This is a genomic window from Nocardiopsis sp. CNR-923 (genome assembly GCF_001942255.1).
Lineage (GTDB): Bacteria > Actinomycetota > Actinomycetes > Streptosporangiales > Streptosporangiaceae > Nocardiopsis.
Genome location: NZ_MKKC01000100.1, coordinates 12,342 through 32,090, shown reverse-complemented (window position 1 = coordinate 32,090; position 19,749 = coordinate 12,342). Strand labels below are relative to the sequence as shown.

Sequence of the window (19,749 nt, the reverse complement as noted above, 5' to 3'; positions counted from 1 at the left end):
GCTCGCCTCGTTGCTATAGCCCTGCAGGTCAGATCACCCATCCAGGAGTTACACCACTCCAAGGGACATGACCGGTCCTTCGCGTGCGCGGTCCGGGACGACGGCAACCGATTGAGTCACCGAGGAGACAGTCCAGCGGCGGGGACGGCGTCCGAGTGGTTGAATAATGGACAGTTGCGATTGCGACTACTTGCGGTACATCCAGACGTGGGGACAGGCGCGTGCGGAGCGCCGGACGCCTCCGCGGACCACCGGCCGTGCGCCTCGGCCGGGGCCCCGCGTCCAACCAGAGCACAGGCAGGCCACCGCGTCGTGGCTACCTCGGCGGGGTGGTGGGGCGATTCGCCCCGGTTGCAAGGGAGCAGACCATGCGCAGGCGCACTGTTCGCCGTATCGCCGCCGCGGTCGTCGCGGCACCCGTCCTCGCGCTGGCGGCCCCGGCCGTCGCCTCCGCCGACCACTGGGACGGCCGGTACGGCCGCTACGGCCAGACAAGCGGCGCTTTCTGGTCCTACAACCAGAACTTCGCCGGCGGCTTCGGCGCGGGAAGCACGTCGATCGTGAGCCAGGCAGGCTCCGGCGGATACCGCGGGGGCGGCAACTTCTACGGCGGCGCGCTCTACTCGCAGAGCGGCAGTTTCGCCGGACCGTCCGGCGCGGCGTCGTACGACATCTTCAGCTTCGCCCGCTAGACGCCACATGAAGGAGGAACGTCGCGGCGTTCCGCCGGACGCCGCGAACAGGGCCCGCTCCCGCACGGGGGCGGGCCCGGCCACGTCGTCAGCACCCGTCCAGGAGGACCCGCCGCCGCCCCGCGTAGACGTTCATGGAGGAGCCGCGGAGGAAGCCCACCAGTGTCATCCCCGCCTCCGCGGCCAGCTCGACGGCCAGGGACGAGGGCGCCGAGACGGCGGCCAGAGCCGGTACGCCCGCCATCCACGCCTTCTGCGCCAACTCGAACGAGGCGCGCCCCGAGACCACCAGCACCGTCCCCCGCAGCGGCAGCCGTCCAGCGTGCAGCGCCCAGCCCACCAGCTTGTCCACGGCGTTGTGGCGGCCCACGTCCTCGCGCACGGCGAGCGGTTCGCCGTCGGCGGTGAACAGTCCGGCGGCGTGCAGTCCGCCGGTGCGGTCGAAGACCCGTTGCGCCTCGCGCAGCCGGTCGGGAAGCTGTGCCAGCGTGTCCGCGCCCACACGCAGCCCGTCGTCGGCCACCGGCCACCGGGCTTTCGTGCGCACGGCGTCCAGGCTCGCCTTGCCGCACAGCCCGCAGGAGGAGGTCGTGTAGAAGTTGCGCTCCACGGAGGCGTCCGGGCGCGGCACCCCGGGCGCCAGGGACACGTCGAGCACGTTGTAGGTGTTCACCCCGTCCTCCGCGGCGCCAGCGCAGTACCGGATCGCGGCCACCTCCTCCCGGGCCGCGACCACGCCCTCACCGACCAGGAATCCGGCCGCGAGGTCGAAGTCGTGCCCGGGAGTGCGCATGGTGACGCTCAGCGGGGCGCCGTCCAGCCTGATCTCCAGGGGTTCCTCGGCGACGAGCGTGTCCACCCGTTCGCTGACGGCGCCGTCCCTGATCCGCAGGACCTTCTCCCTGACCGTGACCCGTCCCATCAGCCCCACCGCCTCCGTCGACCGTACACACACAGGGTTCCACGGGCCGGCGGGTCGTCGAGCCGAAGGTCTTGGACCAGGGGTGATGCGGGAATGATGAGGGCATAGGGGTTGGTGGTGAGCGAGCATGTCGAGGCCAGACCCCGGTGCGCCCCCTGGCCCGCCAGGGCCGTCCGGCCCGCCGGAGCACGCTGGCGCCGCGAGTGACACGGCTGCGGTGATCGACGAGTCCGGCACGGTGCTCGGTTGGACCCGCGGCGCCGAGGAACTCCTCGGATACCGGTCCGCCGAGGTGGTCGGCCGGTCCGCCGTCCGCCTGCTCGCGCAGTCACAGGACCCTGACCCCGCGCGCACGGCGCGCATCGCCGACCGGTGCCGGTCGGGGAGCAGCTGGAAGGGCAGGATCGAACTCCAGCGCAGGGACGGTCGGCGGATCGAGGTGGACCTGAGGGTCTCCGCCGCCTTCGAGCTGGACGGACGGCATTGCTTCCTGGCCTGCGGGAGGGAGTACACCCCGGGGTGGACGGTCAGCGAGTCCGTGCTGGACGGCTTCCTCACCCGCTCGCCGATCGGCATGGCCGTGGTCGACAGGGATCTGCGCTTCGTCTGGTTGAACACGACTCTGGAGCGGTTCGGTGGGGTGCCGAGTGACCAGCGCGTGGGCCGCCGGCTGGGGGATGTCCTCCCCGGACTGCGCGCGGAGCCGCTGGAGAGCGTCATGAGGAACGTCCTGGAGACCGGCGACCCCGTCATCGACCACGAGTACCAGGGCTGGAGCTGGGCGGACCCGTTCCGTCCGCACGCCTACTCCACCTCGTTCTTCCCCCTGATCGACGCGAAGGGCGCCACCACCGGTGTGTGCTACATGGTCATGGACGTCACCGAGCGGTGGAGCGCCCAGCGCCGCCTGAGTCTGATCAACGAGGCGGGCACCCGGATCGGCAGCACCCTGGACGTGTCCCGGACGGCCCAGGAACTCGCCGACTTCGCGGTGCCGCGCTTCGCCGACTTCGTCATCGTCGACCTCCTGGAGGCAGTGCTCGGCACGGAGGATCCACCGCCCTGGCCTCCCGGCGCCAGACCCGTGATGTGCCGGGCGGGCCTGAGCTCGATCCGGGAGGGCTGCCCGGAGGCGGTCGCCAGGCGCGGGGACCGGGTCGACTTCGTGCCGCCTCCGCACGACGCCCGCTACCTGGTCGAGGGTGACGCCGTCCTGATCCCGGTCCTTGATCCCGACGACGACGTCTGGGCGGTGGGGCATCCGTCCAGGGCGGCGTCCATGCGGGAGTTCGGGCTGCACTCCCTCATCTGCGTGCCCATGCGTGCGCGCGACACCGTGTTGGGTCTGGCGACCTTCGTCCGCTCCGAGAACCTGACCTCCTTCGAACCCGACGACCTGCTGCTGGCCAAGGAGCTGGTGGGCCGGGCGGCCGTGTGCGTGGACAACGCCCGCCGCTACTCGCGGGAGCACGCCATCGCCCTCGCGCTCCAGCAGACCCTGCTCCCGCACGCGCTCGCCAGGGGGACCGTCGTGGAGACGGCCTCCTCCTACCTGCCGTCGAACGCCAAGGACGGGGTCGGGGGCGACTGGTTCGACGCCATTCCGCTGTCCGGCGCCCGGGTGGCCCTGGTGGTGGGCGACGTGGTCGGGCACGGCCTCGCCGCCGCCGCGACGATGGGCCGCCTGCGCACCGCCGTGCACACGCTCGCGGACATGGACCTGCACCCCGACGAGCTGCTGGCCCACCTCGACGACCTGGTGATCAGCATGGTCGAGGAGGACCCGGAGGATGAGACGACGGCCACCGCCATGACGGGCGCCACGTGTCTGTACGCCGTCTTCGACCCCGTCACGCAGCGCTGCGCGATGGCGCGCGCCGGGCACCCGCCGCCGGTGGTGGTCCGGCCCGACGCCAGTGTGTACTTCCCCGATCTGCCCGCCGGGCCGCCGCTCGGGCTGGGCGGACTGTCCTTCGAGGCGGCCGAGGTGCGGCTGCCGGAGGGCAGTCTGCTCGGCCTGTACACCGACGGTCTGATCCGCTTCGACGGCCAGGACCCCGAGTCGGGCATGACCCGCCTCGGGCGCGCGCTGGCCCGGCCGGGCGTCCCGATCGACGAACTGTGCGCGAGCGCGGTCCGAGGGCTGCTTCCGGGCGCCCGCACGGACGACGCGGCGCTGTTGCTCGCCCGGACGCACTCCCTGGGCGGGGACCGGATCGCCTCGTTGGAGGTGCCGTCCGACCCGGCCGCGGTGGCGGACGTCCGGGCGTGGACGGCCCGGCGGCTGCACACGTGGGGACTGGACGAACTCACGCTGACGACCGAGCTGGTCGTCAGTGAGCTGGTCACCAACGCCATCCGCTACGCGGCGGCGCCGATCCGGCTGCGGATGCTGCGCCAGGCCGGGTTGATCTGCGAGGTCTACGACGCCAGCAGCACCTCGCCCCGGATGCGGCACGCCCGCACCACGGACGAGGGCGGGCGCGGCCTCTTCCTGGTCGCCCAGCTCACGCACCGGTGGGGCACGCGGTACACCGGGGAGGGGAAGATCATCTGGGCCGAGCAGCATCTTCCGGTCTCCGCCCACGTCTGACGCGCCGCACCCGATCCTGTGACTCTTCGTGTCCGTGCGCGTGTTCGCCCAGCGCACAGGGCATCGTGCACTTTGGACTCGTACGGAGTTCCTCCTGGTCCTGACTCCCTTTTTGCGGTCGGATGATCGGGCCCTTGGCGTCCTGGACGCACACGGAGAGTGATGTCAGGTTGGCCGGATCAGGCCAGCCGTCCCCCCTCGCGCGGCGCACCGACTCGTGCTAGAGGTGTGCGCCCCCGGCCGTCTGTGCGCACGGTTCTCACCATTCCCCTCGTTCACTTCAGCGATCCGTGTGGTTCTGGCCGTATTTGTAAGTACTCCTTCTGAATTCGTTGCGTATTCGTACCGTTGTCCTCTTCCTGCGCCTCCCCTACGTTGTCCCGTGTTCACCACCGAGTGGACACGTCGACGCTCGCTGGGTGACAGGCCCGGCGATCCGTCCACCCCCACGGGGCGCGCCGCGCCCACTGCCTCATACCCCTCTGAAAGGGCAGACTCTTGACAAGACATCCCGTTGCTCGCTCCCTCGGGACCACCGCACTCTCCCTCACCCTCGTCCTCGCCGGGGCCGGCTTGGTGTCGGCCGACACCACGACCGGGGACATCTCCCCCGAACAGATGGCGGCCATGCGCGCGGCCTTCGGGCTCAGCGAGTCCGGGGTCGACGACCTCTTCGAGGCCCAGGAGGAAGCCACCGAGACCGAGGCCGAACTCCGCGAAGATCTCGGCGCGGACTTCGGCGGCGCGTTCTTCGACGTCGACACCCTCGACCTGACCGTCCAGGTCACCGACCCCTCCGCGTCCGACGCCGTGCGCGACGCCGGAGCCGTTCCCGAGGTCGTCGACAACGGCGAGGCCGAACTGGCGGCCGGCGTCGAGGCGTTGGACGCCGTGGACGAGGTCCCGGCCACCGTCCACGGCTGGTACGCCGACACCGTCAGGGACGCGGTCGTCATCGAGGCCGCCCCGGGCCACGAGGCCGAGGCCCGGGCGCTCGCCGAACGAGCCGGCGTCGAGGCGGACACCGTCGTCGAGGAGAGCGTCGGAACGCCGACGACCTACGCCGACATCGTCGGCGGCAACCCCTACTACTTCCAGCAGGACGGCGGCTGGTACGTGTGCTCCGTCGGCTTCGGTGTCGTCGGCGGCTACGTGACCGCCGGCCACTGCGGCGACGAGGGCAGCGACACCTGGCTGGACGTCCCCGGGACGCAGCAGATCGGCACGGTCGCCGGTTCGTCCTTCCCCACCAGCGACTCGGCCTGGGTCGAGGTGACGGGCTCCAGCACCGTCCCGACCGCCGAGGTCAACGACTACGAGGGCGGCACCGTCACCGTCACCGGGTCCACCGAGGCCCCCGTGGGCGCGTCCGTGTGCCGCTCGGGCCAGACCACCGGCTGGCACTGCGGCGTCATCGAGGCCAAGGACCAGACCGTCCGCTACGCGGGCAACCTGGTCGTCTACGGGCTGACCCGGACGAGCGCCTGCGCCGAGGGCGGCGACTCCGGCGGCTCCTGGCTGGCGGGCACCGAGGCCCAGGGCGTGACCTCCGGCGGTTCCGGCAACTGCACGTTCGGCGGCACGACCTTCTTCCAGCCGCTCAACCCGATCCTGGATGAGTGGGACCTGACCCTGCTCACCGGCTGACCCACTGACCGGTCCCCGGTACTGCGGGCGTCGACCCACCATGGTTGGTCGGCGCCCGCTCGTCCGTGCTCCGCTGCGGTCCGGGTCAGCCGAGGAGTTCGGCCCGAAGAGCGGCGCACCCCTCGACGTAGGCGGCCAGGTGCCCGGCGGCGAAGGCACCCGCGTCCCAGTCCCCTGGGGACACGGTGGCCGAGGCCGTGGCGGTGAAGGCCCACCCCGTGCGGCCGTCGGTCAGCACCAGGGGGCGCAGGTCGTACCAGTCGTCCTCGTAGACGTCGACGATCCGGCGTTCGGACTCCGACAACCCGGAGAGCAGTCGGCCCGGGGCTGCGCCCGAGCCCGGGACCAACACCGGGTAGGCAAGTCCGGGCAGCGCGGCCACCCGCCAGCCGGGAACGGAGGCGGGCTCGGCGTCCGGGACCCGGCCCAGGAGGGCGTCGAGGATCTCCGGGAACAGGAGCGTGCCGTAGACGAACAGCGGCTGGCGCCGCTCGGAGAATCGGTGCATACCAGCGGATCATAGGAGGGTCGGCCCGGCGCGGGAGCACCCGGCGCCGACCGACGCCGCGCGCCCTCATCGGAGCCCGGAGAGGATCCCCTCCACGACCCGGGCCACCCCGTCCTCCTGGTGGGACGCGCCACGCCCAGACCCAGCGCGGGGTCGAGCAGGTCCGGGTGCCCGTTGGCCATCGCGTACCCGTGCCCCGCCCATCTCAGCGCGGACAGGTCGTTGGGCATGTCGCCGAAGAACGCGACCTCCTCGGCGGGCACGTTCCAGGCGCCGCACAGTTCGGCGAGCGCGTTGCCCTTGGTCACGCCGGGGGCGCTCATCTCCAGCAGGCGGCTGCCGCCCGAGTAGGTGACCTCCGCCAGTGCGCCGATCGCGGCCTGGACCTGCTCCCTCATCGAGTGCAGGGGCGTCTCGGCCGCCCGTGCGAGCAGCTTGGCGACGGGCGTCGCGCGTTCGACCAACTCCTCGGCGGACCCGACGAGCGTGCTCCACGGCGCCTCGGCGGCCCACGCCGACAGTTCGAAGGAGGGTTCGTAGACGAGGCCGTCACCGGTCTCCACGGCGAAGCCGACGTCGGGCACGGCCGCGAGCAGCTTCTCGACGACGGTGCCGGAGGCGTCCCGGTCCAGAGCGCGCACGCGGGTCACGGACTGGCCGGGCAGGCGGGTGAAGGCGCCGTTGCCGCAGATCACGGCCGAACACGCGAGCCGGTCGGCGATCATGGAGGTGGCCGAGGGCGGACGGGCGGTCACGATGACCACCTTCAGACCGGCGGCGTCGGCGGCGGACAGGACGTCGATGGTGCGGGGGGAGAGGGAGCCGTCGAGGCGGAGGAGGGTGCCGTCGAGATCGGTCGCGATGACCCGGGGAGAGACCATGGGCAGGATTATTCCCGCACCCGCAGACCGTTTCGACTGGCACGTGTCGGCGTCGCGGGGACGCCTTCGACCACCCCGGCCGCCGAGCACGTCAGGGCGAAGGGGCGGTCGGAGCGTCGGAAGCCCATCCGCGCGGACGGTTTCCGGGCCCGCACGGCGCTGCGTCCGGACAGGACGCCGACCTCGGTGTGACAGTGTGTACATGGCTAGGCACAGCGAACTCCGCGACTTCTGGGAGCGCCGGCTCGAAGGCGACTGGACCGAGAGCGGTGTCGGGTACCGGGCGCTCGGACGCCCCTTCAACCGGTGGATGTACCGCGTGCGGGAGGAGGTCTTCCTGCGCGAGGCCGGCCGCCTCGCCCCGTGCGGACGCAGTGTCCTCGACGCGGGCAGCGGCACCGGTTTCTACGTGCGCCTGTGGGAACGGCTCGGCGCGGGCGACGTCACCGGCTGCGACATGACCGACGCCGCCGTGGCGCGGCTGCGCGGGCGCTTCCCGGACCACCGGTTCGTCCGTCAGGACGTCTCCGAACTGGACGCCTTCGACGCCGACTCCTTCGACGCCGTCTCGTGCATGGACGTCCTCTTCCACATCACCGACGACGACCGTTACGCGCACGCACTGGCGGAGTTCGCCCGGGTCGTGCGCCCCGGCGGACACCTGGTCATCTCCGAGAACTGTCTGCAACGCCCCGAGCAGCGGGGGGAACACCAGGTCAACCGGACCCTGGAATGGATCGCCGGAACCGTCGACAAGGCCGGGTTCGACGTGATCCGACGCGTTCCCCTGCTCGTGCTCATGAACGCCCAGGTGGACGCCTCCCTGTTGTGGCGCAAGCTGTGGGGCGGCGTCCTGCGCGCCGCGACGGTGACCGCGCCGACCGGCTGGGCGGCCGGCGCGGCCCTCTACCCGCTGGAGCGCCGCCTGGTGCGGCGACGGCGCGAGAGCCCGACCACCGAACTCCTGGTCTGCCGCCTGCGTGAGCGGCGCTGACGCCAGGACACGGACCGGGGTGCGAACCGTCGTGACGAGCGCGGGATACGGTTGACGTCGACCTCGCGCGGAAGACGCCGAGGCCGGGGAGGCCGAGCCCGGGACCCACCGGGCTTGGTTCGGCGTGTGATCCGTTCTGGAGGCGACAGTGCGACGCTCGACCCTCGTGTCCGCGGCCAAGTGGGCGCTGGCGGGGTTCCTGGCGAGCCAGGCGGCGGTGGTCGCCGCGGCCGTGGGGGTGAACCTGTGGCGCAGACGCGTGCGTCCACACCGGGCGCGATTCCCGAGGACCGCGCCCATGGAGCTGCCGCTCGGTGACACCACGGCCACGGTCTACACCTACGGCGAGGACGTCTACGAGGACATGCTCGCCGCCATTCGCGGGGCACGGCGCCGGGTGCTGTTCGAGTCCTTCATCTTCAAGGACGACCAGGTGGGCCGGGAGTTCAAGCGCGCGCTGATCGAGGCTGCCGACCGGGGCGTCGAGGTGTTCGTCATCTACGACGGCTTCGCCAACCTCGTCGTGCCGCGCTCCTTCTTCGACTTCCCGCCGGACGTGTCCGTGCTGCGCTACCCGGCCTTCCGCCCGGGCGTGCTGCTGCTCAACGTGCGCAAGTCCGGCCGCGACCACCGCAAGATCCTCACGGTGGACGGCGAGATCGGCTTCGTCGGCGGGTACAACGTGGGTTCGTTGTACGCGACGGAGTGGCGGGACACGCACCTGCGGGTGTCGGGACCGGCGACGTGGGAGCTGGAGAACGCCTTCGTCGATTTCTGGAACATGAACCGGGGCGAACACCAGCCCCGCCTCGACCACATCGGGCAGACCGACTGGGACGCGCGGCTGCGGGTGCACCGCAACGTGCCCGAGCAGCTCATCTACCCGATCCGGGCGATGCTCCTGGAGGCGATCGACCGGTCCAAGGACCGGGTGCTGTTCACCCAGGCCTATTTCATCCCCGACCGGGAACTGCTCAAGGTGCTGGTGGACGCGGCCGGGCGCGGCGTGGACGTCAACGTGCTCGTCCCGGAGGCCTCCAACCACGTGATGGCGGACTGGATGGCCAGGGGGCAGTACATGGCGCTGCTCCGCGGCGGGGTGCGGCTGTGGCTGTACCAGGGCGCCATGGTGCACGCCAAGACGGCGACCGTCGACGGAAAGTGGAGCACGGTCGGCACGGCCAACGTGGACCGCCTGAGCCTGACCGGGAACTACGAGATCAACGTCGAGATCTTCGACGAGGGCGTGGCCAAGCACCTGGAGGAGGTCTTCGCCAACGACCTCACCAACGCGCGCGAGCTGACGTTGGAGGAGTGGCGCAACCGCCCGTTCGCCGCCAAGTTCGGAGCACTGTTCCTGGCTCCGTGGCGGCCCTTCCTCTGAGTCCGGCGGGGCGCGGGCGCCCCCGGCCGTTCAACGGGCCCCGGGCCCGAACGCGGCGGCCGGAGTCAGGTCGTCGGGCGCGGGACAGCGGGGCGGGGCAGACGGAAGGGGTCGCGTTCGGCCCGGCGGGGGCGGGGCCCGCCCCAGTGCTGCGGACCGGGGTGCGGGTCGCGGTGCAGGACGGAGGCGATCGCGGACTCCGAGGCGCCGCGCTGGTTGGTCCTGGGCCGTCCGTCGTCGTGCGACTGGTCCGCGTTCGGCATGGTGGTCGTGGCCCCCGAAGAGTTCTCGGCCGGACCGTGGTCCGGCGTGGTGGTCGTTCCTGGTGGCCATGATCGGGCAGGACGCGGGCCGTGTCATGGCGACACGGGGAGCCGGTGAAGATCGGTCGCGCTGAGGGGAGGGGCGCCACCGGAGAACCCCGTGTCCGGTCCGGCGCCGGGAAGCCGGTACGGGGCCGACGCGTACGGTGGCCAGGCTCCGGAAGCATCGGCGGCGAAGTCCTCACAGGACGAGGACGAGCAGGGCGATCGACAGCAGGACCTGCACCATCAGGAACACCGTCAGCATCCACAGGGGAAGGGTGACCTTCTTCGGCAGGGGTCCCCGTACCACCAGCGGACGATGGAAGGTCAGGTTGTGGCGTTGAACGATCTCCGTGGCCAGGAGGCCGATCCTTCGTTCATCCTGTTCGTCTCGGAGTTCTCCCCAGAGCTTCTCCCAGGTCTGGTGGCTCAGATTCGTACGTGTGCGGCCCGGACCCGTTCTCGCCAGGGCCGGCGGGACGGGAGCGATGCCCGACAGCCACTGCCTACCGCGGGACGGACCCGTTGGGGAGCCGACCGGAGACGAGGCGCCCGACGGCGCCCGGCCCCGGTCGTGGCTTGGTCGCTGGTTCTGGCCCCGCCCCGGTTCGGGGTCGGGGGGCACCGGCGCGTCCTGGACATGGGACATGCCCCGACCCACCATGGCCCTGATGTCCCGTTCCCGCCGTTCGGCCGCCGCCGTCTCATCCGCCGCGGTGTCAGGGGGCTCCGGGGTCCGGGTGTCCGGTGCCGGTTCCTCGGCCTCGGGCGCGGGCTCCCCGTTCCCGACGATGAGTCGCCGTAGCCGATCGAGCAGAGCGTCGTGGCGACCGGGACCGACCTCCTTGGAGACGGAGCGGACCGGCGCCAGCGCTCCTCTCCCCGTGGTGAGCCGGTCCACCAGCCACTGGGCGATGCGGCGACAGTCGTCGCTTCGGGACTCGTGCTCGGGCAGCTCCAGAACCGCCGTGTCCTGCGCGCGGTTGTTCGGGGGGGTGTCCCGGAAGGCGAAACGGGGCCGCGCGCCCGCCCTGACGGCCCACGGTTCCCGGGTGGAGAACGACCAGTCGCTCCGCGTTCCACGGTGGTGCTCCTCGGTGCCGATGACGTCGCGCAGGGTCACGTAGGCGCCCCACAGGAGCAGCAGCCGGTTCCGTTCCTCCTGGAGCGGGCCATCCTCCGTGACCACGATGTCGATGTGTCTCGAAGGCGAACGAAGGATTTCCGCGACCAGGGGAACGAGCCCCCGCTGTGCCGCCGCCTCCCGATCCAGATCTGGGCCGATGATGGGCACGATCGCGGTGTCGGGAACGTAGACCGGGTAGGCCCCCCAGCCCTGCTCCGGGCCGTTTCCGCCGTCCAGCCACCCCCGCAGGTCCGGCCACGCTCCCAGCGCGGCGAGCAGCGCCAGGGGAACGGACATCGACGGGCCGATGACGGCCTGTCCCCTGTCTCCGCGTCGGTCCGCGGAGGCGGGATCGGGGATCCGGTGCAGAAGGACGGCCGACCCGTCCTCGTACCGGCGGTACCAGTGGCTGGGCGCCAGACGGTCGGAGGGCGGCGCTGGGGCGATGATGCCGTTGAGACTCTCCGCCCACCTCGACAGTTGGCGGTAGTCCCGGACGTCCTTGGTGAAGGAGGTCGCCACCGGCCCCAGTCCTATGTAGTTCAGTCCCGGCTTGGCGTACGAGAACGAGATCCGGTGCAGCCTGGCGCGCGATCCGGCCCCGTCGGCGGCCCCGCCCCCATGTCAGTCTCCCACTTTCCCGGCCTCGGCGCCCTTCTTGACGCCGGTCATGGCCATGAGGCTGAGGAAGGGCTGGACGGTCCGTCGCGGGCGGACGGGGCGGGCATAGCGGGACGTGTCGTCATCACTGCTCGGCGCCCCCGTTGCGGACGCGGCGTGCAGGGCGACTCGCCCGACCTCCGTCCAGGGTCGCAGATAACCGGCCCCCTTGTCCTTGCCGACGATGTAGGAGTAGATGTCACGGCTCTCCTCCCGGATGCGGGCGGGGTCGAGTGTGGGTTCCTCCTCGCGCAGCCAGCGGTCCACCGGATAGTCGAAACGGCATTGGTCGGCCTTGGCCAGCACCACCACCGCCGCCTTGTCCTCCTTGTCCTTCACCAGGTCGAGTACGGCGGAGAAGGCGGCCGCGGAATCATCCCTCTCCAGGTCCTCCGGGGAGACGACGAAGATGAATCCGTCCACCACGTCGAAGAAGGCGTGCTTGGCGATATGGCTCGTGACGCTCATGCCATCGCCCGAGATGTCGAAGAAGACGACGGCCCGCGGTGGCGAGTCCGCGTCATCGGTGTCCTCCACCGTGAGTCCGATCACGAATTCCCAGACATCGTGGTTCGTGCGCAGCAGCACGGCGTTGCCCATCAGGAACGGGCGGACATGGGTACTGGTGAAGTGTTCGTACTCGGCGATGTCCAGGGGGGAGACGGACAGTCCGAAACCTCTCAGCCCCTGCTCGTGGATCTTGCCGATCATGGCGGCCAGCAGGTGCGTCTTCCCGGACGCCGACGCCCCGACCATGGCGATCACCACGGGTTCCTCGGCCTGGTCGACGTAGTGGTAGGGCAGGTAGTGCTCGGGGTACTCGCCGATCTGGTTGGGGCAGCGCACCTTGGCCAGGCGCAACCTGCGGCGCTTCTGGTCCGGGTTGATGCCGGACGGCAGATCCAGCGGCCGGTGCATGCCGGTCTTGCCGTCGAGCACCCACAGCTGCCCGGTGTCGAGGGCCACCCGGCTCAGGCACATCGGGCAGCGCACCGTCGGCGACGTGGACGAGGTCGTTTCGATCATGGGAAGGGTGACGCCTCTCGGTCGAACGTGCCGACGGCACGGGGTGGGAGACAACGGAACACCGGCGGGCTCCTCCGATCAGGCCAGGTTGACGAACAGCGCCACGGCACACGCGACCAGGGCCGAGAGCATGACGATCACCTTCATCCAGTAGCCGAACGACCCCGGGACCTCGGAATCGGGGCGTGCGGGCCCCTCCCCGGTCGGCTGGTCGGGCGCGCTCACGGGATCCTCCTGGGCGGCGTCCTCGGCGACCACGTCCGCACCGACCACGTCCTCGGACCACCGGGAATCCCCCCTGCCGAGGTCCGGGCGCCCGACCGCCGCCTGTTCGGGTCCGCGCCCCGACTTGGCCCCCTTGACCGCCCTTTCCTCGTCGAACCTGGCCCTGCCCTGCGCCAGATGCCTCCCGACGCCCTTCACATAGGGCAGGTCCCCCCGGTCACCCTGCCCAGGAGGACGTCCGCGCCCGGCCGCTGGAGCGCCGAGCCGCCGAAGACGCCCCTGAGGACCACGGCCAGGTCCGGGTGGTCCTCCAGAGCGAGCCTGTTCCCGCCCGCGACGTCGTGTCCGGTGAGGGCCTGGACGAGGACCAGGGCGGCCGACCACACATCGTCCCTGTGGTCGGATCTTCCCACTCCGTCGCGCTGTTCGTGCGAGGCCCACGGCCCCTGGCCCACCGGCGCCCGTGGCGTTCCGTCGACGGTCGCGCAGGTGAATCCGCACAGCTGCACGCTCTGGTGCGCCTCGTCCCAACGCACGTTCGTCGGCCTGATGTCCCTGTGCACCAACCCCAGGGAACGCATCACGTACAGGGCGCGGAACAGGCCGAGCCGGAACAGCGGCTGCTCCTCCTCGAAGAGCTGACGCCGGTGCAGAAGGGTGGACAGGGGCTCGCCCCGGTACGGCTCCATGAGGGCGAAGGGGCGCACGGGGTCATCGTGGTACCCGATGAGTCGGGGCAGCTCCACCGGGCCGGGGGCGTCCGTCCCCTGGGCGATCCGGACCCCGGCCATGATCTCCCCGTCCAGGGCGCGTAGGCCCGGACCAGCTCCTGCGGCTGCTGGTGCCGAGCCGGGTCGACGGACAGTTTGAGCAACTCGCGCCCCGACCTCTCCTCGCACACGGACTCGTGGAGCAGGGGGGAATCACTCGGGACGCCCTCGACCGGGTTCTGGACAGGGCTCGCGGCGAAGGGCACCCGTCGCCCGGACGGCGTCCGGTAGCTGATCCTGGAACGGTCCTCGTTCAACGGAGGTAGTCCTCCCCGGACGACACACGCGTCGTGTCCTCGCTTCCCCGGTTCTCCCCGTCAGTCGGCTCCTTCGCCACGTCCCCGTCCATGCGGGGCTCCGGCATGGAGATCCCGTACCCCGGCGCTTCCTCCGATTCCTCGGGGCCGGTCCCCTCGCTCTCCGCGGCGCCCGCGTCGGACGCAACGTCGGCGGGACCGAAGCCCTGCTCCTCTCCCGCGAACCACTCGGTGCGCACCACGTCGCGCCGGAACGGAACCAGTCGCAGAATTCCCGACCGGGCGCCACCGGCGGTCCAGACCATTGTCTGGGCCGCCCGTCGTGCCGCACCCTCGCCGAGCGGCAGGCGACCGCGCAGGCTCCCGGGGGCGAAGCGGACCGCTCGCACGTCGGCCACGGTGTCGCTCAGCAGAGAGAGGTAGGCGGGGTCGCAGAGCTGGAGCATGCGCCCCTCGACGGGAGACCGCAGGGTCAGCGCGGCCTGCTCCAGTTCCGGCCCACCGTGGATCCGACGCTGGGCCGTTCGGCGGGAGAAGGGCAGCGGTGCGTTCGGGCCGTTCGTGGCGAGGTTGTCGCGCAGGGCCTCGACCAGACGGGACGCGCTCTCGCGCGCCCGCTCGTAGGCGTAACTGGCCGCGTTGCCCGACCGGAGGTCGCCCCACAATCCCTCGAAGGCGGATTGCGACAGCTCGACCAGGTCCTCCCGCAACTGTTCCTCCAGTTCGACCGCGTAGGACGGGGCCGGATCCAGGTCCACCGCCGTCCTGGAGAGGGTGTCGGCGATGGCCCGTGCGGCGCTGGCCGCCGCACGGGCGCTGTCGGCCAGACGGCGTCGGCCGGCGCCGGGGTACCATTCCGCCTTGGCGGTCAGTCCCACCAGCCCGGTCAGCGCGCCGATGGCCCGCTCGGCCCGGTCGAGCCCCACCTCGGACTCCCAGCGCCCTATGAGCCGGGTCCAGGCCCGTGACAGCGCCCAGGCGCCCAGCCACACACCCGCGATGAGCGCGATCGTCAGCGACAGCGGCTGCGGCAGCGGAGGAGGATCGGGCATGAACCGCGCGTGCAGCCACATCCCGACGAATCCCCCGGCGAACGCGGACGCGGCGTGCGCCACCAGGAGCCGTGTGGTGCTGGATTCGGGACCGCCGAGGCGCCGGGCCCCCCATGCGACCGTGATGATCCAGGCCAGCGCCAGGGCGATACAGCCCACCAGACCGGGCCAATCTCCGGTGAAGGCCGGCAGAGCCGGTAGAGCCAGGGCGGGCGCCAGCAGCCACGACACCCATCGCGGGTGAGGAGCGGGCGGCGGTTCGCGCAGTGCGGCGATCAGGTCGTCGGGTGCGGCCTCGCGCACCCGCGGGCTGAGGTCGCCGCTGCGGGGAGAGAGGCGTGTGGCGATGTTCTCCAGATCGTCGGCGACCGCGGTGATGGGGGTGCCCGCACCCAGTTCCCTCTGCACGCGCGCTCGCAGATGCTCCAGGGCCTCGTCCACCTCCTCGGGCGAGGGCGATTGCCCAGGGACCCCGGCACGCCGCAGTTCCGCGACGCGCTGGTCGTCCCGCAGGGAGTTGAAACGCCACAGCATCGCCCGGACTCGGTCCCGGTACTCCTCCAGCGCGTCACCCGCATCGCGCAGTTCCACGGTGCGCAGGTGCGCGGGCGGCATGGCGAAGAGCCCGCCCGCCCTGGCCAGTGCGTCGAAGGCCGTCGTCGACCGCAGTACCTCCTCGCGCGCCCGATTCTCGTGGCGGGCCAGTTCACCCTCACCGGGGTCGGGTGCGTCGGGAACCGCACGGTGGGTCCCCTCCACGAGGTCCACCAGGACGTTCCCGCGCGGCGCGGTCGATGGGGCGGCCGGAGGAACGGAGTGCGAGGGGGCCGTAAAGCGCTTCAGCGCCTGGGCGAGAGCCGCGTTGACCGTCCCGTAGCCGTTTCCCGGTCCGGACAGGGTCACCCCGGGCGCCGCCGTCGCCTCCGGCAGTTCCCTGCCCAGTTCGATGACACGGTCGAAGATCTCCTGTTGTTCGAGCGTCTCGACCAGGTACTCCACACCCGCGCGCGACCCCGCGACGGCGTCGGGGTGGGCGCCGGGCGGTTCCGTGGGGCGGAGCCCCCACGCGACACCGGTCTCGTCGCTGACCCACAGGGTCGTCACGCCGCGATCGGAACCCAATTGTCCCGGGCGCAGCAGACCCCGTCGCCCGTCGTCCCCGTTGACCGTCGGGTCCCCGCACACCAGGCACACCAGTGCGCGGACGCGGTTGCTGGTCAAGATCGCCTCGTAGGCGGCGGTGTGGCTTACCAGCCGCTCGGTCGATTCAAGCACGAGTACGCGGCTGGAGGCCGTGAGGGGGACGCCGCGACCAAACCGGCGTCGGATCATGTCCTTCGCCTCGTCGGCGTCCGTGGAGCGGAAGTCGATCACCGTGACACTCATCGGAGATAGCCGTCCCCGCCTTCTCCAGGCATACGCGCCGACCCCGACCCGTCCGGTGCGTCGGACCCCTGGCCGTCCCAGGCACGACGGTCGAAGCTTTGGGTCTGCGCCTCCGGTGAGGGGCGCGCCCCGCCCTGCGGCCGGGACGTGCGCAGGTGCCCGCCGTAGAGGGCGCGCAGGTCGGGGTACCGGGGCGCCACCACCCCCTGGAACTCCATCCGCAGCGCCGTCCGCGCGGTCCTGGTCCAGAAGTCGCGCAGTTGCAGCGCCCTGCTCCGGGAGGGTCCGCTCATCCCCGCGGCCATCTCCGCCAGTCTCGCGACCTCCTTCCCCTCGGTGACGATCCGGTGGAAGGCCTCGAAGAGCCCGTCGGGCGGTATGGGGCTGCTGTCGATGCCGATCGGGATCTCCGCCATCAACTGGGCGCTGAACTGGTTGGCGATGACGTCCTCGCCGTTGAACGCCCACCGTTCGTAGGCGTGCAGCAGTTGGCCCCACGAGGAGGCCTCACCGAAGGAACTCAGCCGCAGGGGCATGGTGACCCCTCCGCCCAGGGTGAAGTGCACCTCCTCCGGTGCGGTCTCGCACGCTCCGACGAAGGTGGCGCGCCCGTTCCACAGAGCGCACAGGAGCCGGTGCAGGATCTGGGCCCTGTGCCGCTCGGTGGTGGCGAGGTAGCTGAAGTCGTAACCCAGCCGCTGCCGCCAGGGCAGGTAGTCCTGGGCGGAGGGCCGGTCCAGCGCCGAGGTCCACAACCGCATGACCTCTCGGACCTCGGGTACCTCCGTGATGCTCATCGAACTGCGGAAGAGCACCACGCTCACGCTCTCGGTGCTCACCGCGCGGAATTCGTAGGTCTGTCCCGCGCCCCGGGGCAGGTTCAGGGACTCCCGCAGGTACTGCTCGATCCTCGGGTTGGCGGCGGCCGCGTGGTAGGTGATGAGGATTTTCAGCGGTCCGTTGCCCTGGGGCACGTAACCAATGGGCAGCATCCCCGCCACCTGGGCGCGGAACATCGACAGGTCCTCGTCCGTGACACCGCCGTCGTCCTGTCCGGCCGCGCGGCCGAGCAGGTCGGTCAGGCGCGGCAACATGGGCGTCTGGTCCGGGCCCGGATCGCGCAGGAAGATCTTCACCGCGGACTTGAGGGTCTCCCGGAGGAAGGCCACCGCCTCCGCGGGACTGCGGTCCACGGAGATGTCGAACGCCTCCCGCCAGCGCTGCGGACCGACGAGGGCTTCGACCAACTCCCCGTCAGTGGGAGAGACGTGCAGGTGCCCGGTCTCGTGCAGGCTCCGGATCATGTGCTCGCGGACGCGGACGAAGAACGGTTCGAGGTCGCCGCCCGAGGGGGGCAGGAGGTAGGACACGCCGGTGCGGGGACGGTAGAGCTGCTGGGACAGACGCTCGAAGCGGTTGTGGTCGTTGCGGGCGTGCTCCTCCAACTGCTGGACGAAGGAGGTGATGTCCTTGCGCAACCGTGCGGCGGCCCGGCTCCACCGGGGCGAGACGGCCGACCACGCCTCGCTCCAGGACACCCGTGTCTGCCAGTCGTACCAGTCGTCCTGGTCCGCGCGCGCCGCGACGGGTGCGGGATCGGTGTACCGGATCTTGCGCAGTCCGCCGATTCGGTCGCGCATCTCGGGTATGGGCGGCGGACCCGTGATGTGCTCCGGCGGCGGTGGCGTGTTGCGGCGCTGCTGGAGCAGCCCCAGCACACCCAGCCTGCTCATGGGGGCGTCGCTCTGGGAGGATCCCAGGATCACCCGCTGGGCTCGGAACGGATCCGTCCGGGACAGCAGATCGCGCAGGCCAGCGCGGTGGTCGAAGTTCTGGGCCAGTTCCGCGACCTCGTGCGACAGACGCCCCCGCAGGGCGTCGAGGCTCTGCCTCATCGCCTCAGCGCGATCGTACAGAGCCGCCGCGATCTCCTTGGAACCGTTGACCGGCTGCGGTTCCGCGAAATCGATGCCGTTGCGGCTCACCAGCGGGTACAGGTTGGCGGCGGAGAGGAAGCCCCCGATGAGCTGGTCGTCGCGTTCGACACCGGTGCTCAGGGTCGCCTGCATGTCCTCGACGGCCGAGCGCAGGAGCCGCGAACCGATGATGCCGGAGAGTTCGTCCACCGGCACGGTCAGGGACGCCACCAGGGCCGTGGACACCCCCCGGTTTCCGATGCCGGTCTCGGCCATGGACTCACGGTCGGCCTGGGTGTTGATAAAGCTGTCGGCGAAGGACTGGTGGTTCTCCTGCCGTGCGCTCGCGTTCTCGGTCGAGTCGTCGATGTCGGTCCCGGCGAGGGAGAGCATCAGGCGACCACCGACCTGTGCAGGTCCTCGCGGTCGGTGCCGGTCGGCCGGCTGAACAGGAAGGCCGTCTGCACGGTCGAGGGCATGATCTCCACCCGGCCCTCCACCGGGTAGTGGACGGCTGCGCCCTCGTGGTCGGAGTGAACCGGAACGGGCTCGTGCGCCAGGGTCAGCGACGCTTCACGGCCGTTCTGGTCGTCGACGAGGCGGAAGATGTCGAGCAGGGCGCGGCCGGCGTTCAACCGCGCGCTGCGCCCTCCGCCGAAACCTTCGTCGAACGCCGAGGGCATGAGCACCAGGGGGTAGATCTTGATCCGCAGTCCCGTGCCCCGGAAGGAACGGGCGATGAGGTGCAGGTAGTCGTAGAAGATGCCCGCCCCGGTACCGCCCGCCACGGAGAACGAGACGAAGACGTCGCAGGAACGGGGCAGCGAGCCGCCCAGGACGCCCAGATCTCCGGCCGAGGTGGCGATGCGGTTGATGGCCTCGCGCAGCGGTGCGACGGCGGGGCCGATCCCGCTCCTGAAGGTCTCGAACAGGGCCGCGCGGCCGACCGTGGGAAACTGCCCGGCCCCCCGGTCCAGAGGGGCCACCCGCGGTTCCCTGGTCGAGGGCGGCAGCCAGTTCCGCACCGTGTCCCCGGCGCTCAGGCGCAGGCTGCGCGCCGCCTCCGGGTAGGTGGGGACCTCGGGCACCAGATCGCGCACGTAGTGGGCCGTGCGCTCGGCGGCGGCGAAGTGCCTGCGGCCGGGGACCACTCGTTCGGGCAGTCCGTCCAGCTCGCTGCGGTTGACGTCGGCGTAGACGAACTGTACGCAGGAGGGCAGTTGGTAGGGGAGCAGGTCGGCGCCGGGCCGCAGGTGCTGGAACTCGGTCCCGTCGGGTCCGCAGAGCTCTTCGCGCATGCGCCTTTCGAGTTCGGCCCCGATGCGGCATCCGGTCCCGCCGAGACCGACATGGAGCATCGGCTGGTAGAGCTTCATCGTCATGGAGGTGAAAAGTCCCTTCCGAT

At 71.2% G+C, this 19,749-nt stretch carries 15 protein-coding genes and 1 pseudogene; 5 read left to right on the top strand and 11 right to left on the bottom strand.

What is annotated here, in order from left to right:
• Nucleotides 1-368 precede the first annotated feature (368 nt).
• Nucleotides 369-692, top strand: a complete 324-nt coding sequence (locus BJF83_RS18000) for a hypothetical protein (RefSeq protein ID WP_075927213.1) — start codon at nucleotides 369-371, stop codon at nucleotides 690-692.
• Between the two features lie 88 nt (nucleotides 693-780).
• On the opposite strand, the gene fdhD is transcribed toward BJF83_RS18000, so the two are convergent.
• On the bottom strand, nucleotides 781-1,614 hold the full coding sequence (gene fdhD, locus BJF83_RS17995) for a formate dehydrogenase accessory sulfurtransferase FdhD (RefSeq protein ID WP_075927216.1): 834 nt from the start codon (nucleotides 1,612-1,614) through the stop codon (nucleotides 781-783).
• A 217-nt stretch (nucleotides 1,615-1,831) separates the two neighbouring features.
• Here fdhD and BJF83_RS17990 point away from each other — a divergent pair, with 217 nt between their 5' ends.
• Nucleotides 1,832-4,207, top strand: coding sequence for a SpoIIE family protein phosphatase (locus BJF83_RS17990; protein WP_262391659.1), 2,376 nt, complete (start codon nucleotides 1,832-1,834; stop codon nucleotides 4,205-4,207).
• A gap of 498 nt (nucleotides 4,208-4,705) precedes the next feature.
• A complete protein-coding gene (locus BJF83_RS17985) occupies nucleotides 4,706-5,854 on the top strand; it encodes a S1 family peptidase (protein WP_075927211.1) in 1,149 nt (382 codons plus the stop codon).
• Between the two features lie 85 nt (nucleotides 5,855-5,939).
• On the opposite strand, the gene BJF83_RS17980 is transcribed toward BJF83_RS17985, so the two are convergent.
• Together BJF83_RS17980 and BJF83_RS17975 are read right to left on the bottom strand one after the other, a co-directional pair.
• Nucleotides 5,940-6,362 (bottom strand): gamma-glutamylcyclotransferase family protein, encoded by a 423-nt coding sequence (locus BJF83_RS17980; protein WP_075927210.1) that lies wholly within the window; start codon nucleotides 6,360-6,362, stop codon nucleotides 5,940-5,942.
• 215 nt (nucleotides 6,363-6,577) lie between these two features.
• Nucleotides 6,578-7,243: pseudogene (locus BJF83_RS17975) on the bottom strand (HAD-IIB family hydrolase); the annotation flags it as partial.
• Nucleotides 7,244-7,445: 202 nt separating this feature from the next.
• On the opposite strand from BJF83_RS17975, the gene BJF83_RS17970 reads away from it, so the two are divergent.
• Complete coding sequence (locus BJF83_RS17970) at nucleotides 7,446-8,237, top strand: bifunctional 2-polyprenyl-6-hydroxyphenol methylase/3-demethylubiquinol 3-O-methyltransferase UbiG (RefSeq protein WP_075927215.1); 792 nt, start codon at nucleotides 7,446-7,448, stop codon at nucleotides 8,235-8,237.
• Between the two features lie 148 nt (nucleotides 8,238-8,385).
• Entirely contained in the window at nucleotides 8,386-9,621 is a 1,236-nt protein-coding gene (locus BJF83_RS17965) for a phosphatidylserine/phosphatidylglycerophosphate/cardiolipin synthase family protein (RefSeq protein ID WP_075927209.1), read from the top strand.
• 65 nt (nucleotides 9,622-9,686) lie between these two features.
• Here the strand turns inward: BJF83_RS17965 and BJF83_RS17960 are convergent, their stop codons facing one another.
• From BJF83_RS17960 to BJF83_RS17925, 8 genes are all read right to left on the bottom strand, one after another.
• A complete protein-coding gene (locus tag BJF83_RS17960; RefSeq protein WP_075927208.1) occupies nucleotides 9,687-9,884 on the bottom strand; it encodes a hypothetical protein in 198 nt (65 codons plus the stop codon).
• A gap of 241 nt (nucleotides 9,885-10,125) precedes the next feature.
• Nucleotides 10,126-11,574, bottom strand: coding sequence for a hypothetical protein (locus BJF83_RS17955; RefSeq protein ID WP_075927207.1), 1,449 nt, complete (start codon nucleotides 11,572-11,574; stop codon nucleotides 10,126-10,128).
• A 102-nt stretch (nucleotides 11,575-11,676) separates the two neighbouring features.
• Nucleotides 11,677-12,738 (bottom strand): hypothetical protein, encoded by a 1,062-nt coding sequence (locus tag BJF83_RS17950; protein WP_075927206.1) that lies wholly within the window; start codon nucleotides 12,736-12,738, stop codon nucleotides 11,677-11,679.
• A 78-nt stretch (nucleotides 12,739-12,816) separates the two neighbouring features.
• Nucleotides 12,817-13,161: a hypothetical protein gene (locus BJF83_RS17945; RefSeq protein ID WP_075927205.1), complete on the bottom strand. Its 345-nt coding sequence runs from the start codon at nucleotides 13,159-13,161 to the stop codon at nucleotides 12,817-12,819.
• Nucleotides 13,158-13,754 carry a hypothetical protein gene (locus BJF83_RS17940; RefSeq protein ID WP_075927204.1) on the bottom strand — a complete coding sequence of 199 codons (597 nt, stop codon included), beginning with the start codon at nucleotides 13,752-13,754 and terminating at the stop codon, nucleotides 13,158-13,160. Before BJF83_RS17940 ends, BJF83_RS17945 begins: the two co-directional genes overlap by 4 nt.
• 232 nt (nucleotides 13,755-13,986) lie before the next feature.
• Nucleotides 13,987-16,428: a hypothetical protein gene (locus tag BJF83_RS17935; protein ID WP_075927203.1), complete on the bottom strand. Its 2,442-nt coding sequence runs from the start codon at nucleotides 16,426-16,428 to the stop codon at nucleotides 13,987-13,989.
• Complete coding sequence (locus BJF83_RS17930; protein ID WP_075927202.1) at nucleotides 16,425-18,737, bottom strand: hypothetical protein; 2,313 nt, start codon at nucleotides 18,735-18,737, stop codon at nucleotides 16,425-16,427. Before BJF83_RS17930 ends, BJF83_RS17935 begins: the two co-directional genes overlap by 4 nt.
• Complete coding sequence (locus BJF83_RS17925; RefSeq protein ID WP_075927201.1) at nucleotides 18,737-19,726, bottom strand: tubulin-like doman-containing protein; 990 nt, start codon at nucleotides 19,724-19,726, stop codon at nucleotides 18,737-18,739. The genes BJF83_RS17930 and BJF83_RS17925 overlap by 1 nt, the downstream gene beginning before the upstream one ends.
• Between the last annotated feature and the right edge of the window lie 23 nt (nucleotides 19,727-19,749).